The 17596-nt window shown below is 66.0% G+C and carries 8 protein-coding genes; 7 read left to right on the forward strand and 1 reads right to left on the reverse strand.

The features are described 5' to 3' along the window. Positions 1-40 precede the first annotated feature (40 nt). The 4 genes from argH (at position 41) to CLU86_RS00380 (ending at position 5805) form a co-directional block, all read left to right on the forward strand. Positions 41-1528, forward strand: coding sequence for an argininosuccinate lyase (gene argH, locus CLU86_RS00365; RefSeq protein WP_099740176.1), 1488 nt, complete (start codon positions 41-43; stop codon positions 1526-1528). Between the two features lie 38 nt (positions 1529-1566). Beyond that, the gene (locus tag CLU86_RS00370) at positions 1567-2571 is read left to right on the forward strand and encodes a Bug family tripartite tricarboxylate transporter substrate binding protein (RefSeq protein WP_099740177.1); all 1005 of its coding nucleotides are present in this window, start codon (positions 1567-1569) and stop codon (positions 2569-2571) included. Between the two features lie 260 nt (positions 2572-2831). Next, positions 2832-4268 carry a diguanylate cyclase domain-containing protein gene (locus tag CLU86_RS00375; RefSeq protein ID WP_099740178.1) on the forward strand — a complete coding sequence of 479 codons (1437 nt, stop codon included), beginning with the start codon at positions 2832-2834 and terminating at the stop codon, positions 4266-4268. A 55-nt stretch (positions 4269-4323) separates the two neighbouring features. Beyond that, positions 4324-5805, forward strand: a complete 1482-nt coding sequence (locus CLU86_RS00380) for a rhomboid family intramembrane serine protease (RefSeq protein WP_099740179.1) — start codon at positions 4324-4326, stop codon at positions 5803-5805. Between the two features lie 943 nt (positions 5806-6748). Here the strand turns inward: CLU86_RS00380 and CLU86_RS00385 are convergent. After that, on the reverse strand, positions 6749-8095 hold the full coding sequence (locus CLU86_RS00385) for a tol-pal system YbgF family protein (protein ID WP_099743192.1): 1347 nt from the start codon (positions 8093-8095) through the stop codon (positions 6749-6751). A gap of 222 nt (positions 8096-8317) precedes the next feature. Between CLU86_RS00385 and CLU86_RS00390 the strand changes: the two genes are divergently transcribed. The 3 genes from CLU86_RS00390 (at position 8318) to pbpC (ending at position 17218) form a co-directional block, all read left to right on the forward strand. Then, positions 8318-14341, forward strand: a complete 6024-nt coding sequence (locus CLU86_RS00390; protein WP_099740180.1) for an alpha-2-macroglobulin — start codon at positions 8318-8320, stop codon at positions 14339-14341. A 67-nt stretch (positions 14342-14408) separates the two neighbouring features. Then, entirely contained in the window at positions 14409-14795 is a 387-nt protein-coding gene (locus CLU86_RS00395) for a VOC family protein (protein WP_099740181.1), read from the forward strand. A 95-nt stretch (positions 14796-14890) separates the two neighbouring features. Continuing rightward, positions 14891-17218 carry a penicillin-binding protein 1C gene (gene pbpC, locus CLU86_RS00400; RefSeq protein WP_099743193.1) on the forward strand — a complete coding sequence of 776 codons (2328 nt, stop codon included), beginning with the start codon at positions 14891-14893 and terminating at the stop codon, positions 17216-17218. The last annotated feature ends 378 nt before the right edge of the window (positions 17219-17596 follow it).

Raw genomic sequence — 17596 nt, forward strand, 5'->3', positions numbered from 1 at the left:
GGCAGTCCGGGTGTCTGAACCATCCAATTATTGCCCTCCCATGTCCTCCAGCCAAGCCAACAACGCCGCGTCTGCGCCATCCCACAACCAGCTTGACACCAAGGCCCAGGCCTGGTCTGCGTTGTTTTCCGAGCCCATGAGCGACCTGGTCAAGCGCTACACCTCCAGCGTTTTCTTTGACAAGCGCCTGTGGCAGGCCGACATTGCAGGCAGCCTGGCGCATGCAGAGATGCTGGCGGCGCAGGGCATCATCTCTGCCTCCGACCATGCCTCCATCCAGCGCGGCATGGCCCAGATCACGTCGGAAATCGAGTCCGGCGCCTTCGAGTGGAAGCTGGACCTGGAAGACGTGCACCTGAACATCGAAGCCCGCCTGACCCAGCTGGTGGGCGATGCGGGCAAGCGCCTGCACACCGGCCGCAGTCGCAACGACCAGGTGGCCACCGACGTGCGCCTGTGGCTGCGCGGCGAGATCGATTTGATTGGCGACCTGCTCAAAGAGCTGCAGGTGTCGCTGGTCGATGTGGCCGAACAAAACGTCGAGGTGATCCTGCCTGGCTTCACCCATCTGCAGGTGGCCCAGCCCGTGAGCTTTGGCCACCACATGCTCGCCTATGTGGAAATGTTCAAGCGCGACGCCGAGCGCATGGCCGACGTGCGCCGCCGCACCAATGTGCTGCCCCTTGGGGCAGCTGCCCTGGCGGGCACCACCTACCCGCTGGACCGCGAGCGCGTGGCCAAGACCCTGGGCATGGTGGATGCGAACGGGTCCCCCATGGTGTGCCAGAACAGCCTGGACGCCGTGAGCGACCGCGACTTCGCCATCGAATTCACCGCCGCCGCCAGCCTGTGCATGGTGCATGTGAGCCGCCTGTCCGAGGAACTCATCATCTGGATGAGCCAGAACTTCGGCTTCATCAAGATCGCCGACCGCTTCACCACCGGCAGCTCGATCATGCCGCAGAAGAAGAACCCCGACGTGCCCGAACTCGCACGCGGCAAGACGGGCCGCGTGGTCGGTCACCTGATGGGCCTCATCACGCTGATGAAGGGCCAGCCCCTGGCCTACAACAAGGACAACCAGGAAGACAAAGAGCCGCTGTTCGACACCGTGGACACGCTCAAAGACACGCTGCGCATCTTTGCCGAAATGGTGGGCGGCCAGCTGAACCCCGCCACCGGCAAGAAGGAAGGTGGCATCACCGTCAACGCGCCTGCCATGGAGCAGGCCGCGCTCAAGGGCTACGCCACCGCCACCGACCTGGCCGACTACCTGGTGAAGAAGGGCCTGCCGTTCCGCGACGCGCACGAAACCGTGGCCCATGCCGTGAAAGCCGCCACCTCGCACAACTGCGATTTGTCCGAGCTGCCCCTGAACGTACTGCAGGGCTTTCACCCGCAGATCGAAAAGGACGTGTATGAGTGCCTGAGCCTGCGCGGCTCGCTCAATGCCCGCAACACGCTGGGCGGCACGGCCCCGGCCCAGGTGCGCGCCCAGTTGGTCCGCCACCGCGCTCGTTTGGCTTGATTTTTGCAAAGCGACACTACCACTTCGGGAGCCTTTGCATGACATCCTTCCTCTCGCGCCGCAGCGGTTTGCTGCGTGCTGCCCGCGCCACTCTGGTGCTGGGTGCCGCCCTCTCGATGGGGCTTGCGATGGCCCAATCTGCCCAGTCGGCCAAGCCGGTGCGCATTCTGGTGGGTTTTCCGCCCGGCGGCGGTACCGATGCCATCGCCCGCCTGCTGGCTGAAAAGCTCAAGGACGAGCTGGGCATGCCCGTGGTGGTGGACAACCGCCCCGGCGCGGGCGGCCAGATTGCAGCCCAGGCGCTCAAGGCATCGCCCGCCGACGGCCACACGCTGTTTCTGTCGCACGACCACACCATCTCCATCCTGCCCCAGGTCATCAAAAACCCCGGCTACGACCCGGTGCATGACTTCGTCTCGGTGGGCGGCTTTGCCACGTTTGTGAACGCGTTCGCTGTCTCGGGCGGCACTCCTGCCAAATCGTTCAACGACTACGTGGCCTGGGTCAAGGCGCAGGGCAAGGGCAAAGGCGCGGTGGGCATCCCGGCCCCGGCCTCCACGCCCGAGTTCCTGGTCAAGCTGGTGGGCGAGAAGTACCAGATCGACCTGGTCTCTGCCCCCTACCGGGGCAGCGCCCCCATGATGGCTGACATGCTGGGCAACCAGATCAGCGCGGGCGTGGCCTCGGTGCAGGATTTCATCGAGAACCACAAGGCGGGCAAGGTGCATGTGGTGGCCGTGCTGGGCACCAAGCGCCAGGCCGCCATGCCCGATGTGCCCACGTTTGACGAGCTGGGCCTCAAGGGTTTTGAAGACCTCCCGTACTACGGCATCTACGCCCCCGCAGGCACGCCGCAGAAGTTTGTGGTCGATTTCTCTAACGCGCTGGCCAAGGTGGTGGCCATGCCCGAGGTGAACAGCCAGCTCACCACCATGGGCCTGACGGTGGGCTACATGACGCCCCAGCAGCTGACCACGCGCCAGAACGCCTACACCCAGGCCTGGTCGCGCATCATCAAGAGCAGCGGGTTTGTGGCGCAATAAGGGCGGCGCCCGCTCATCTTGTCGCGTCTTTGTTATGTCCGCAGTGTGTGCTCTCTGCAACAGGCCGGCGGGGCAGAGGTGCTCCGTCCGCTGAGGTCTGCGGCACAGGTGTCCGCTTTGGTGATTGGTGTGGTCAGACGCGCACTGTGCGCAGTGCGGCTGCCCAGCGGTATCCATGTTTGAATGCAGGGCCGGGGTGCGTGAAGAGGCTTGCGGCGCCCCGGACTTTTAGTCGGTCTTTGTCACCATAGAAAGCTTGCATGCCCACCCACCGCTTGCCTGCCAACTGGATTCAGCATCGCTTCCTGCCTTTGGTGGTGGGCCTGTGCAGCGCCGCGCTGGCCGCAGCGCTGGCGTGGCTGGTCATTGATATATCGCACACCAAGGCGCGCACCGAGATCATGGCGCAGGCCCAAAGCCAGCTGCTGCAAATTCGCGATCGGCTGGACCGCCAGTTGCAGAGCACCCTTTCGGTGCCTGAGACGGTGTCGGCCTTCATTGCTGCGCAGGGGGGCATGTCGCCAGAAATCTTTGCCACCGTGGTGGGGCGACTGCTGGAGCACCAACGTAACATCCGCAACCTGGCTCTGGCGCCTGACAACGTCATCAGCGACATCTACCCCCGTCTGGGCAATGAGCGGGCGCTGGGCTTGCGCTACATGGACAACCCCCAGCAGCGTGGTGCTGTGGAGCGTGCCATCCAGACCCGTCGCACCGTGGTGGCCGGGCCCATCACCTTGGTGCAGGGCGGGCTCGGCATTGTCAGTCGCACGCCCGTGTTTCTCGCCTCCATTCCACAGCCCGCTGTGGTGGCCGAGCCTCGCTTTTGGGGCATCGTCTCCCTGACGGTGAATGCCGACGCCTTGTTTGCTGATGCCGGGTTGAACACCGAGCAGATGGGTTTTCAGATCGCTGCGCGCGGGCTCGATGCCATGGGCGCCCAGGGGGCCGTATTCATGGGCCGCCCGCAAATTTTTGACGAGGCACCCGCCACCTTGGATGTGCCCTTGCCAGGGGGCGGCAACTGGATTTTGGCCGCTGTGCCTGCGGGTGGCTGGCATGCTGCTGGGCGGGTTCCCGCCCTGGTGGTCATGCTGTCGTATGCGTTTGCGCTGTTGCTGGGCTTGCTCAGCGCACGGCTGGTGCGCGCTCACCAGCAGGTGCTGGCCCTTGCCAGCCACGACCGGCTCACCGGCCTGCCCAATCGCCGCCTGTTTGACGACCGCCTTTCGCAGGCCGTACTGACGGCACACCGTGATCAGCGGGCGGGAGCATTGCTGTTGGTGGACCTGGACGGCTTCAAAGGCATTAACGACAGCCTGGGCCACCGCGCAGGGGACCAAGTGCTCGAACGCGTGGCCCAGCGGCTGGCCGGGCTCGCCCGCGCCAACGACACGGCAGCGCGGCTGGGGGGCGATGAGTTTGCCATGGTGTTGAATGCCGTCACGACCCCAGAGATCGCCATGGATGTCGCCGACAAGGTGCTGCTGTCGCTGGTGGCCCCCATTGGTCTGGACGATGGCCAGTACGTGCTTGCCAGCGCCAGCATTGGTGTGGCCTTGTTCCAAGGCGACCCCACGGAGCCGCTCACCGCACTCATTGACCGCGCCGACCGCGCCTTATACGCCAGCAAACGCAACGGTAAAGGCGTGGCCTCTCTGGCCGAGGCGTTTGGCACAACACACCCGGCGCCTTAGACCGCGCATTCAACGGCTTTGCATCGGCTGCGCAAAATGCCCGCAAAATCGCCCGATGTTTTACGCCATACCCCTGGAACACCGCCCCACTTGGCGCAACCCGCCGTGGATGACCGTGCTGTTGATCGTGGTCAACATGATCGTGTTCTGGGGCCCCCAGCGCAGCGAAGAAAATGCCCGCGACCGCGCTGCCACCTACTACGTTTCCAGCCCCTTGCCCGCCATTGAGGTGCCCCGCTTTGTGGCCTGGCTGGAGGAAACCCGCGACAAGCACCTCAAGGAGGCCCGTGCGCTGCAAAAGGCGGGCAACTACCGCATGTTGTTGCGCTGGATGGAGCAGGAAGACGGCTTTCAGCAGCGTCTGAAAAGTCCGGGCTTTGTGCCCTTGCAGGACGCGCACTACATGGACTGGAAGTCCGCCCGCACGCAGTACGAAGGCCGGCTGCCCGCTCCCTTCACCCGCAAGTGGGCGCAAAGCTATGCCAAAGATGCTGAGCTGCGCCCGGTCACCTGGCTCACGGCCACGTTCTTGCACGGCAGCAACGGGCACCTCATCGGCAACATGGTGTTTTTGTTTCTGTTCGGTTTCTCGGTCGAACTGGCGCTGGGGCGCGGCCTGTACCTGGCGTTCTATCTGCTGGGCGGCCTGGGGGGCTCTCTGCTGGCGGGCTGGGCCTATGCGGGCATGGGCAGTTATGGCTTGGGCGCCTCGGGGGCGGTATCTGCCCTGATGGGCATGTATGCCGTGCTGTACCGCTTGCGTCGGGTGCGGTTTTTCTACCAGCTGTTTTTCTACTTCAACTACGTCACGGCCCCTGCGTTGTTGCTGCTGCCCGCGTGGATTGCGAACGAGTTGCTGCAGCACTGGCTCAGCGGCAAGGGCGTGGCCTACATGGCCCACTTGGGCGGCTTGCTCGCCGGGGCTTCGCTCATGGCGCTGGTCATGCTGGTGCGCCGCAAGCCGCTGGAGGTGCCGGTGACGCAGGAGGAGGCCGATGCCGCAGCCGACGATGGCTTTGACGCCCACGTAGCCAGCGCCCAGCGCCTAGCCCAGGGCATGAAGTTTGAACAGGCCTTGGGCCAGTGGCGCGCAGCGGCCAAGCTGCGCCCGCAAGACCAGAAGGTGCTGAGCGCGTGGTTCAAGACGGCGTCGCTGTGGCCCGACAGCGAGGACTTTCACCGCGCTGCGCGGCGCATCTTCCGCCTGCAGGCGCATGACGAGCAGACGCTGCAGTTTCAGCACGCGAGCTATCGCACGTATTTTGAGAAAGCCAAGCCCGGCGCCCGTTTGCAGCCGGAAGACATGGCCCGCTTGTCCCGCCGCTTTGCCCGTGCGCACCAGTGGGGCGATGCGGAGAAGCTGTTCAACGCTTTGCACAAGACGGCGCCTACGCATCCGGAGTTGGGTGAGACGCTGGGCATGTTGGTGTCTGCCCTGTGCCATGCGGGGCGGCGGGAGCAGGCGGCTTTGTTAGGGCCGCAGTTGCAGCAACTGGCACCGGGGAGTCCGGCGTTGCAGGTGTTGGGTGGGGTGTAGGGGGTGGATTGGGGTTGAATTTGGCTCTAGCGCTTGTGGAATGAGCGCTGGCAGCTATTGAATTGATAGTGATTGCGTGCGGCATCTTTCACCCGTTCGGGCTGGGCTTGTCGAAGTCTGGGCTTGCTCGCTGATCTGGTGGCATGCTTGTGCTGAGGGCGGGAGCCGGGGAGTGCGCCCGGCGGCGCAGTAACTTTCTTTCGCGTCGCCGAAAGAAAGTCACCAAAGAAAGGGCGACCCCAAGTCTGCGACCCCTGCGCTTTGCGAAGGGGCAAACCTGCGTCGTGGCGGTTGCGGGGTGCGCCGTGGAACTCGCTTTGCTGCTGCGCAGCGCCGCTCGGACAGCCACGGCGAGTCAGATGACGAAGCATGGGCGCTTCGACGCCCATGCCACCCCGCAACCGCCCCGACGCAGGCGCAGCCACAGGGGGTGGATAGCCAAACAGCCGAACATCCAAACAGCCGTTCGGGTCGTCGCTGCGCTCGACCTGATCGGCCCAGCGCGGAGCGCGTGCGCCCGCGAAGTGGGGCCGAGCGCAGCGATGGCCCGAATGGATGTTGGCTGCCCAGCCCCTCTGTATGCGCCGAGGAGCGCAGCGGCCAGCGGATCAGGGCTCGCGACTGTTTGAGCGCAGTGAAACGAAGCGAGTTTGAGCGAGACCCCGCTGGACGCGAGCACCGCAGGTTGCCCGAAGCGAAGCGCAGGGACGCAGACAGTGGGGTCGCCTTCTTTTGCCTTCTTTTCTTGGCGACGCAAGAAAAGAAGGTGCCCCGCCGGGGGCACATCCCGGCACCCGCCCTTGGCACAGGCATGCGTCCAAACCAGCCCATAAGCCCAGGCTTCGACGGGCTCAGCCCGAACGGGCCGGGGCGTCCAGGCAATCACTATCAATTCAATAGCTGCTAGCGCTTATTCCATAAGCACTAGCGCCTAATTCCACTATCAACCCCCCGCAGCCCCCTGCGGCAAATGGTTACGCAGCAACCAGCGCGTCTCCCGTGTCGCTTCCGCATCCGGGTGGCGGGACTCCAGTGTGGCCAGCACGCGCAGGGCCATGTCGGTGCGGTTCAAGCCCTGCAGCAGCACACGGGCGACCAGCTCGTAGGCGGCGGGCACGCTGTCGTGGTCCTTGAAGCGGCGGTCAAAGCCCTGCAGCACCGCCAAGGCCAGCGAAGCGTCGCCTGCATTCCAGGCGGCCTTGGCCAGGTTCAGGGTGGCGGCGGCGTCTTGCAATACAAAATCGGCATCCTTGCTGCGGCAGGTCTGGAAGGCTTTGATGGCGTCGCTGCTCTGGCCCGAGCGCAGCAGCAGCGGGATGTAGCGCTGCGCGTGGTCCAGCAGCGTGGCGGTCTTGCCTTCGGCCAGCGCCAGCACGCGGTGGTAACGGCGCTGCGCGGGCACTTCCTCGCCCCGGGTGCGCTGCTCTTCGTAGGCCATGGCCACGGCGGCGGTCACGTTGCCTGCGGTGACCAACTCGGCCACCTGGGCGTCGATGGCGTCTTGCTCGATCTGGCGGGGGGTGCGGCGGTCCACCGGGGTTTCGTCGTCGTCCAGGCCTGCGCCGGGCAGCAGGTCAATGCCAAATGCCTCGTGGTTTTGGTACATGGCATAGCCCAGCAGGCTGGCCATGACCCAGCTGAAGTAGATGAGCACCCAGTTGACGATGGGCAGCAGGATCCAGCCCTTGAAGAGCGGCAGCAGCATGCCCAGCGCAATGAAGGTGCCCTGGCTCAGCAAGAAGAGGAACAGGCACAGCAGCAGGTACGTCCAGCCAATGGTGCGCACGGCGTTCCAGGCGTTGGCGGGGTTCAGGGTTTCCGTAAAGCTGCAGGTTTGCACCAGCACGATTTGCGTGGCAGGCAGCAAGAAGCACACGGCCAGCCAGGCCAGGGTGCCCAGGGTGGGGCTCAGGCGCTGCAGCCAGCCCACGACGAAGCCTTGCACCATCAGGATGGCGAACAGCTTCCAGGGCAGGTTTTTCCAGTCGGGGTCCAGCTCGGAGGGGTAGTCCTCGGCCTTGTAGATCCCGCGCGAGCCCAGCGCCGTGACTTTGAAGCCGTAGCGCGAAGCGGCCAGCAGGATGCCGATCTCCAGGATCAGGATGCCCAGCGCGTCGGGCAAAAAGACAATCACCTTGAACAGCATGCTGGACAGCGCCAGCAGCAGGCTGTACATCAGCGGCTTGGATTGCAGCGGAAAGGTGAAGAAGGTGTTGAGCCGCTGCCAGAAAGGCGCGGGCCGTTTGGCGGGCTGGGCAGATGGATCGATGCCCGTTGGACGTGTGGCCATGGTGGTGCTCCCGCCTCCCTGCGCGGGGTGCGCTGCCTGTGCGGGCCCTGTGTGGTGCCCTGGCAGCGCCAATTGTTGCGCGGGAGTATAGGGTGCACACATGTGCTGGCATCTGCAGCACTTTCTCACACATTCACACTCTGGACAGGCGGCGCAGGGTGGCGCCTGAGCGGGTGTATCGGCTACGCTCAGAGCCCTTGCAGGCAAGAGCAAAAAGCACAAATGAAGACACTTTGGAGGAAAGCCCCGGTCAGCGCACTGCTGCTGGGCGGGTTGTTGTGGGCCGCCCAGGCGCAGGCGTTGCAGATCGTCAGCTTCAGCCCGCAGGGCGAGGTGGCGCGGGTGCGCCAGGCGGTGGCCAAGTTCGACGCGGCAGCGGTGAATTTTGGCGACCCCAAGGCGCCCGCGCCCCTGGCCATCAGCTGCAACGACGCTGCAGCCTCCAAGGGCACGGGCCGCTGGACCAGCGAGCGCGAGTGGGTGTTTGACTTTGAAGCCGACCTGCCCCCCGGCATGCGCTGTACGGCCACCGTCAAGCCTGACTTCAAACCAGCCTCTGGCGCCGCATTGACGGGTGCTAAAAGCTATCAATTCAATAGCGGCGGGCCGTTCGTGCAAAGCGTGCGTCCCAATACCTACGAGCAGATCGACGAAGAGCAGTTCTTCGTGCTGCAGCTCAATGGCCCCGCCACCACCGAGAGCGTGCAGGCCAACGTGTGGTGCGCGCTGGACGGGGTGGGCGAGCGCGTGCCCGTGCGCATGATCGAAGGCGCGCAGCGCAGCGACATCCTCAAGTCGCTGGGGCTGGACAAGCGGGCGGCCAAAGACCCGCTGCAGTTTCCGGCACTGGCGTGCAACCGGCGGCTCACCTCGGGCTCGCAACTGCAACTGGTGTTTGGCAAGGGCGTGGCCACGCCCAGCGGCGTGGCGAATGCGGTGGAAAAGCGCTTCACCTACAAAGTGCGCGAGCCGTTCTCGGCCGAGTTCAATTGCGAACGCGAAAACGCCCAGGCTGCCTGCCTGCCGCTGCGGCCCATGGTGCTGTCGTTCAACGCCCCGGTGCCGCGCAAGTTGGCGATGGCGATTCGCCTCAAGTCCGCCAAGGAGACGCTCAAGGCGGTTGCGTATGGGCGCGAAGATGGGGGTGACAAGGATGCCGATGCCTTGGTCAACGGCATTCAGTTCGATGCGCCCCTGCCCGAGCAGACCTCGTTCACCGTGGAGTTGCCCAAGGACTTCAAGGACGCCGCAGGCCGGCCGCTGCGCAATGCCGCCAGCTTTCCGCTGAAGGTGGCTACGGCGGGTATGCCGCCGCTGGCCAAGTTTGCGGCCGCGTCCTTTGGCGTGGTCGAGCGCTTTGCCGAAGGGGCCGACGGCCCGGCCTTGCTGCCTGTGACCTTGCGCAACGTGGAGGCGGGCCTGAAAGTGCAAGGCCTGCAGCCGGGCGGCATGGTGGCGCCGACATCGCTCACACCTCCTACGGGCAAGGTGAGCACGCTCAAGCCGTCCACCGATGCAGACATCATTGCCTGGTTCCGCAAGGTGGCCCGCTACGACAGCTACAACGTCCAGCGCCGCGTGGCCGCCCGGGATGTGAAGGGCCCGCTGCCCAAGGTGGTGGACGATGACCGCGACTACGTGCAAACGCGCATGCTCTCGCTGCTGGCGGGGCAGGGCGGCGTCAAGACGCTGGATCTGCCGCAGGTCACCGGCAAAGAGCTGCGCCCGTTCGAGGTGGTGGGCATTCCGCTGCCACCGGGCTTCCATGTGGTGGAGATCGCCTCGCAAAAGCTGGGCGCCTCGCTGCTGGACGAGCGCCATGGCGAGGGCCGCACCATGTACGTGCGCACCTCGGCCCTGGTCACCAATCTGGGCGTTCACTTCAAGCTAGGGCGTGAAAACGCCGTGGTCTGGGTGACGTCGCTGGACAAGGGCAAGCCCATGCAGGGTGCCAAGGTGCGGGTGTCGGACTGCAACGGGCGCGAGCTGGCCCAGGCCATCACCAACGAGCAGGGCGTGGCGACCATCGAAGGCTTGTCGCCCGTGCCGCCCTCGTGCAACACCAATGAAGACTACGCCCAGGGCTCGTCGGCCTATTTCGTGAGCGCCCGCCACACTGAGGGCGGTGTGGAAGACATGGCCTTCACCTGGAGCGACTGGCAAAAGGGCATTGAGCCCTGGCGCTTCAATGTGCCCACCAGCAGCCAGGCCCAGCCCGACCAGCGCGCCCACACCCTGCTCGACCGCGCCCTGTTCCGTGCGGGTGAGACGGTGTCGATGAAGCACTTCTACCGCCACGAATCGCGCAAGGGCCTGGAGACTCCCAAGTCCGGCCCTGGCACCCTGCTCATCACCCATGTGGGCAGCGGGCAGCAGTTTGAGCAAGCCGTGCAGTGGCGCCGCACGCCCACGGGCGGCTTGAGCGCGATGAACAGTTTCGCCATTCCGCCTGCGGCGAAGCTGGGCCAGTACACCATTGAGCTGCGTGACAATGACAACGACCGGGGCACCATCGCCACCGGCCAGTTCCGGGTGGAAGAGTTCCGCCTGCCCGTGCTGGAAGGGCGCATCGCCCCGTCCGACAGCAAGCCGCTGGTGCGGGCCCGTGCGGTGCCTACCGATGTGCAGATCAACTACGTGGCCGGTGGTGGCGCGGCCAACCTGCCGGTGCGCGTGTCGGCCCTGGTGCGTGACAAGGCGCTGCAGTACCCCGACTACGACATGTTCAGCTTCAACCCCCCGCGCCAGAAGGGCGCTGCGGGGGCATCGGCCGGGGCCGGTGATGACGAGGAAGCCGCCGTCAGCCAGGACGCCCGCGTGGTGGCCGACAAGCTGCCGCTGACGCTGGACAAGAACGGCACAGGCAAGGTGAGCATCGACAACCTGCCCCAGGCCCGCCGCCCGCAAGACCTGCTGCTGGAGGCCACCTACGCCGACCCCAATGGCGAGGTGCAAACCCTGCGCAGCACCCACACCCTGTGGCCAGCGGGCGTGGTGGCTGGGGTCAAGACCGAGGGCTGGGCATCGGCCAGCCAGAAGATCCGCTTCCAGGCCCTGGCCCTGCAGCACAACGGCCAGGCTGCGCCGGGCACGGCGCTGCAGGTGCAGGCCGTGGCGCGCATCACCACCACCACGCGCAAGCGCATGGTGGGCGGCTTCTACAGCTACGACAACCAGACATCGACCAAAGACCTGGGCACGGTGTGTACGGGCAAGAGCGACAGTCGGGGCCTGCTGCTGTGCGAAGCCAAGCTGGACGAGGCGGGCGAAGTGGAGCTGGTGGTGACCGCCACCGACCGCGATGGCAACACCAGCGAAGCCGCTTCGTCCGTGTGGGTCACCCGCCAGGGCGAGCTGTGGTTTGGTGGCGAGGACCATGACCGCATTGACCTGCTGCCTGAAAAGAAGAGTTACCAGGTGGGCGAAACCGCCAAGTTCCAAGTGCGCATGCCGTTTCGCTTTGCCACCGCCTTGGTGGCGGTGGAGCGTGAGGGCGTCATCGAAACCCATGTGGTGCAGCTCAATGGGCAAGACCCCACCGTGAGCCTCAAGGTGCAGTCGGACTGGGGCCCCAACGTGTATGTGAGCGTGCTGGCACTGCGCGGGCGCCTGCGCGAGGTGCCTTGGTACAGCTTCTTTACCTGGGGCTTCAAGGCGCCCACCGAGTGGTGGAGTGCCTTCTGGTACGAAGGCAAGGAATACCAGGCGCCCACGGCGCTGGTCGATTTGTCCAAGCCCGCTTTCCGCCTGGGCCTGGCCGAGATCCGCGTGGGCACCCAGGCCCACCAGATCGATGTGAAGGTGACGGCTGACAAGGAGAGCTACCCCGTGCGCGGCAAGGCGCAAATCACCATCACCGCCACGCTGCCCGGCGGCAAGCCTGCGGCCAATGCTGAGGTGGCGCTGGCCGCCGTAGACCAGGCCCTGCTGGAGCTGATGCCCAACACCAGCTGGAACCTGCTGGAAGCCATGCTGCAGCGCCGTAGCTGGGGCGTGCAGACTGCGACCGCGCAGTCTGAAATCATTGGCCGACGCCACTACGGCAAAAAGGCTGTGCCCGCAGGCGGTGGCGGTGGCCGCTCGCCCACGCGCGAGCTGCTCGACACGCTGCTGCTGTGGAACCCCAATGTGCAGCTCGATGCCAACGGCCAGGCCAAGGTGACGGTGCCGCTCAACGATGCCCTGACCACCTTCAAGATCGTGGCGGTGGCCGATGCGTCTGCGGGCCTGTTTGGCACCGGCAGCACCAGCATCCGGGCGACGCAAGATTTGCAGATCATCAGCGGCCTGCCGCCACTGGTGCGCGAGGGCGATAGCTTCCGTGCGCAGATCACGCTGCGCAACACCACCAAGGCGGCCATGAAGGTCGAAGTGGCACCGCGCGCCACGCTGCTGGAGCTCAAGCCTCAGACCATCGACATTCCTGCCGGTGAAGCCCGCGAGGTGGCTTGGGATGTGACCGCACCCGCGCAGCTGGCGCAGACCCGCGCCGAAGCCATCCTGTGGGAAATCCAGGCGCGCGACACCACGGCGGGCGCCACCGATGCCTTGAAGGCCCGCCAGCGCATCGTGCCTGCTGTACCGCTCACGGTGCAGCAGGCCACGCTGGTGCAGGTGGATGGCAAGTTCGCACTGGACGCTGCCCCGCCCGCAGACGCCATCCCCGGCCGGGGTGGGCTGAAGATGTCGCTGCAACCCAAGTTGGCCGAAGGCCTGCCCGGTGTGCGCGACTGGTGGGCTGCCTACCCGTTTGCCTGCCTGGAGCAAAAGACCAGCAAGGCCGTGGGCTTGCGCGATGGCAAGTTGTGGCAGACCGTGGTGGCGCAGCTGCCCACGTACCTGGACAGCGACGGCCTGGCCAACTACTTCCCGCCACGCAGCGGCGATGCCAACACCGGCAGTGACACGCTCACCGCCTACGTGCTGGCTGCCACGCACGAGGCCGCAGCCATCGACCCCGCCTTTGCTCTGCCCGACGAAGCCCGCGCACCGATGGAGCGAGGCCTGATCGCCTTCATCGAGGGCCGCATCCAGCGCAACTTCTGGAGCCCGCGCAAAGACCTGGACATGCGCAAGCTCGCTGCCATCGAAGCACTGTCGCGCTACGGCAAGGCCCAGGGCCGCATGGTCAGCAGCATCACCATTGCGCCCAATCAGTGGCCCACGCACTCGGTCATCGACTGGGTGAATGTTTTGAAGCGCGTGGCCGATGTGCCCGAGCGCGACAAGCGTTTGGCCGAGGCCATGCAGATCCTGCGTGCGCGCCTGTCGTTCCAGGGCACCAAGCTCATCTTCAGCACCGAGCAGGACGACTACTGGTGGTGGCTGATGCAAAACGGTGATGTGAACACTGCACGCCTGATGCTGGCCGTGATGGACGACCCCACCTGGAAGGACGACATGGGCCGCCTAGCCAACGGCTTCATCAGCCGCCAGCAGGCTGGTGCCTGGCACACCACCACCGCCAACCTGTGGGGCGGCCTGGCGTTGGAGAAGTTCAGCGCCAAGTTTGAAGCCACCCCCGTGGCGGGCGCCACCAAGGCGACCATGGGCGGCAACAACGCCAGCGTGGACTGGAGCAAGGTCGAGCGCATCAAGGCCACCGACGCCAGCGGCGCCACCCACCAGACCACTTGGTTTGGCGCGCCCGCAGCACCGGGCAACCTGAAGAACAACAGCATGTTCCTGCCCTGGGGCAAGGCCGGTGGCAAAGAGGCACTGGAGGTGACCCACCAGGGCACAGGCAAGCCCTGGCTCACCCTGCAGTCGGTGGCAGCGGTGGAGTTGAAGGCGCCGTTTGCGGCGGGCTACTCCATCAAGAAGACCGTGACCCCCGTCGAGCAGGCCAACAAGTCGCTGCCTGCAGGCCAGTACACCCGTGGCGACGTGCTGCGCGTGAAGCTGGAAGTGAACGCCAGTGCCGACATGACCTGGGTGGCCATCACCGACCCGATCCCGGGCGGCGCCACCATCCTGGGCAGCGGCCTGGGCCGTGACTCGGAAATCGCCACGCAGGGCGAAAAGCAAAGCGGCAGCGGCTGGGCCGCGTTTGAAGAGCGCAGCTTTGAGTCCTTTCGCAGCTACTACCAGTACCTGCCCAAGGGCACCGTCACCATGGAATACACCGTGCGCCTGAACAACGTGGGTGACTTTGCCCTGCCCCCCAGCCGGGTGGAGGCCATGTATGCGCCCGAGATGTTTGGCGAATACCCGAATGCACGGGTGAAGGTGGGGGCCGCGAAGTGATAGCCCGCGCGCCCATGTCCAGCAGTTTGCAGCGGCTTGAACCGGCCACTACGGAGACCGTATCGCCATGATCGATCACATCGGTATCACCGCCACGGACTTTGCCAAAAGCCGCGCGTTCTATCAGCAAGCGCTGGCGCCCCTCGGTTATGCGCTGGTGATGGAGGTTTCTGCGGCCCAGACGGGTACCACAGACCACGCGGGTTTTGGTGTTCCGCCCAAGCCGGATTTTTGGATCACCGGCAGCGCGGTGCCACCCACCCGCGTCCATGTGGCATTCCGTGTGGACAGCCGGTTGCAAGTGGACCAGTTTTACGCGGCCGCCCTGGCGGCAGGCGGTCGGGACAACGGCGCGCCCGGTATCCGGGCGCATTACCACCCCCATTACTACGGCGCTTTCGTGCTGGACCCGGACGGGCACAACATCGAAGCGGTGTGCCACGCTCCCGCGTGAAGCCAGAACACGCTGCCCAGGCGTTGCACAGGCAGGCCGTGGCGCCAGTGTCTGCCCGCCGTGCCTGCGCCACATGGCCGCGATCTGGTGCGTGGCTGGTTGTGCTGCTCGCCAGCCTGGTGGTGGCCCCTGTGGCTTGGGCGCTGCCTACCTATGACGAGGTGCGCGCCGACTTCCGACCCTCCGACACGGTGATCCTCTCCGCCGAGGGTGAGGTGCTGCAGCGCCTGCGCACCGATGCCACGGTGCGCCGGGGCCAGTGGGTGCCGCTGGCCGATGTGTCGCCCGCATTGCGCACGGCGCTGGTGCTGAGCGAAGACAAGCGGTTTTTTGAGCACAGCGGGGTGGACTGGCGCGCGGCATCGGCCGCCGCCTGGGGCAACCTGTGGAACCAGCGCACGCGGGGTGCCAGCACCCTCACCATGCAGCTGGCCGGGCTGCTCGATGGGGACTGGCGCCAGGGGCCGGGCGGGCGCTCGGTGGTGCAAAAGATCGGGCAGACGGTGGCGGCGCAGGTGCTGGACCGGCGCTGGCGCAAGGACCAGATTCTGGAGGCCTACCTGAACCTGGTGCCGTTTCGTGGTGAGGTGGTGGGCATTGATGCGCTGAGCCGCACCCTGTTTGGCAAAGCCGCCCATGGCCTGGACGACCGCGAGGCTGCGGTGGCTGCGGCCCTGGTGCGTGCCCCCAATGCCAAGCCTGCGCTGGTGGCGCAGCGGGCCTGCGGCGTGCTGCGTGCCATGCAGCCTGCCACAAAGACTGCCATAGCCCAGCCGCGTGCTGCGCAAACCGACTGCGATGCGCTGGAGCTGTTCACCACCGCTGCCGTGCAGCGCCGTGCCTTTGATGCGACCGAGGGCATCGCACCGCACTTTGCGCGCTACGCGTTGCGCCAACAGGCTGCGAAGGCAACCCAGGCCTCCAGTGCCGGGAACGCTGCTGCCATGGGCACCCCTGCCCAGCAGGTGCTGCGCACCACAGTGCGCGCGCCCTTGCAGCGGTTTGCGGTACAAAGCCTGCAGCAGCAACTGCGCGAGTTGCATGGCCGCAATGTGGAAGATGGCGCCGTGCTGGTGCTGGACAACGCCACTGGCGCGGTGCTGGCGTGGGTGGGCTCATCGGGCGCCTTGAGCCAGGCCAGCGAGGTCGATGGCGTGCTGGCCCTGCGCCAGCCGGGCTCCACGCTCAAGCCGTTTTTGTATGCGCAGGCGATTGCAGAGCGGCGGCTCACAGCGGCGTCGCTGGTGGACGATTCATCGGCGCAGATTGCGACCTCTGGCGGGTTGTACATCCCGCAGAACTACGACCGCCAGTTCAAGGGCTGGGTGTCGGCGCGCACGGCACTGGCGGCCTCGCTCAATGTGCCTGCGGTGCGCACGCTGGTCATGGTCACGCCCGATGCGTTCCACCGCCAGCTGGGGGCACTGGGGTTGCCACTGCGCGAAAGCGGCGACTACTTTGGCTACAGCCTGGCGCTGGGCAGCCCCGAGGTGCCGCTGCTGCAGCTCACCAACGCGTTCCGCTCACTGGCCAACGGGGGGCACTTCAGCCCCACCACGGCCTTGCCGCCCAGCGCCCGCCCGGTGTTCACGACAGCGCTTGATCCGCGTGCCGCCTTCATCGTGGGCGACATTTTGTCGGATGGCAACGCCCGCGCCCGCACCTTTGGCACCGACAGCGTGCTGGCCACCCGCTTTTGGACGGCGGTGAAAACCGGCACCAGCAAAGACATGCGCGACAACTGGGCGGTGGGCTGGTCAGAGCGCTACACCGTGGGCGTGTGGGTGGGCAACGCCAGTGGCGCGGCCATGCACGATGTGAGCGGTACCAGCGGCGCGGCCCCGGTGTGGGCGGCGGTGATGGGCTTTTTGCACGCCCGCCAGCCCAGCCGTGCACCCCGGGCCCCCCAGGGGCTGGTGCAGCAGGCGGTGCGCTTTGGCGCGTCGGGCCCTGCAGAGCCAGGCCGTCGCACGCCCCCCATGCCGCTGGAGGCTGCGCGCCAGGAGTGGTTTGTGCAGGGCACGCAGCAAGCGTTATTTGCTATAAATTATGTAGCTGCTAGCGCTTATTCCATAAGCGCTAGCAGCAAAAATAGTCTTAAATCTGCGGAGATGGCGCCCGAGGCTGCCCGTATCGCGATGCCGGTCCAGGGCACGATCATTGCGCTGGACCCGGACATCCCTCCCCAGGCCCAGCGCCTGCGCCTGAAGGCGAGCGACGACGCGGGCGCCCGCGTGGCATGGCGCATGGATGGCAAAGCGCTGGGCCGGGGGCCGCTGCTGGAATGGCTGCCCTGGCCGGGCCGCCACACGCTGGAGCTGACCGACGCGCAGGGGCGGGTGCTGGACACCGTGCGCTTTGAAGTGCGGGGCGCTGGCGTGGCACCGGGCGCAACCCAGGCAGCGGCACAGCGCGCGCGCTGACCGTTTGCGCGGCGGGCAAAAAACCGACAAAGCCCGAAAAGCCCTCCGAACGAGCCTGCTGACGGCCTCGCAGGGGAATTCGCTCCAACCCTTCGGGCACGGGGCTTTGCGGGCGGTCTGCTGCGCTGCGGTGCTTGCCGGTGGCCGAGCTGAGGGCGGCACTCCGGGCCTCGCATGCCATTGCGCAAAGACCGGTGCGCGACCCTTGGGGGATCGTCCGCAGGCTCTGGGCCTCTCGTGTGCGCAAGCGCCTGAACCGGTGCGCGAAGCCGGTGTTTGCCTGCCAATTTGCACCGATGTGGCGTGGCCTGCTCACTACAATGGGGCATCTCTTCTGTGCGCGGCACCGCCTCTCCATGCCTTTCAATCAGCGTCGTT

Origin of the sequence: Acidovorax sp. 62, from assembly GCF_002754495.1 — a bacterium.
In the GTDB taxonomy this organism is placed as follows: Bacteria; Pseudomonadota; Gammaproteobacteria; order Burkholderiales; family Burkholderiaceae_C; genus Acidovorax.

Excerpts from the sequence above, each read along its gene's own strand:
- CLU86_RS00385 (WP_099743192.1), bottom strand. The coding sequence starts at position 8,095 with ATGGCCACACGTCCAACGGGCATCGATCCATCTGCCCAGCCCGCCAAA.
- CLU86_RS00380 (WP_099740179.1), top strand. The coding sequence starts at position 4,324 with ATGTTTTACGCCATACCCCTGGAACACCGCCCCACTTGGCGCAACCCG.
- CLU86_RS00390 (WP_099740180.1), top strand. The coding sequence starts at position 8,318 with ATGAAGACACTTTGGAGGAAAGCCCCGGTCAGCGCACTGCTGCTGGGC.
- CLU86_RS00370 (WP_099740177.1), top strand. The coding sequence starts at position 1,567 with ATGACATCCTTCCTCTCGCGCCGCAGCGGTTTGCTGCGTGCTGCCCGC.
- argH (WP_099740176.1), top strand. The coding sequence starts at position 41 with ATGTCCTCCAGCCAAGCCAACAACGCCGCGTCTGCGCCATCCCACAAC.
- CLU86_RS00375 (WP_099740178.1), top strand. The coding sequence starts at position 2,832 with ATGCCCACCCACCGCTTGCCTGCCAACTGGATTCAGCATCGCTTCCTG.
- CLU86_RS00395 (WP_099740181.1), top strand. The coding sequence starts at position 14,409 with ATGATCGATCACATCGGTATCACCGCCACGGACTTTGCCAAAAGCCGC.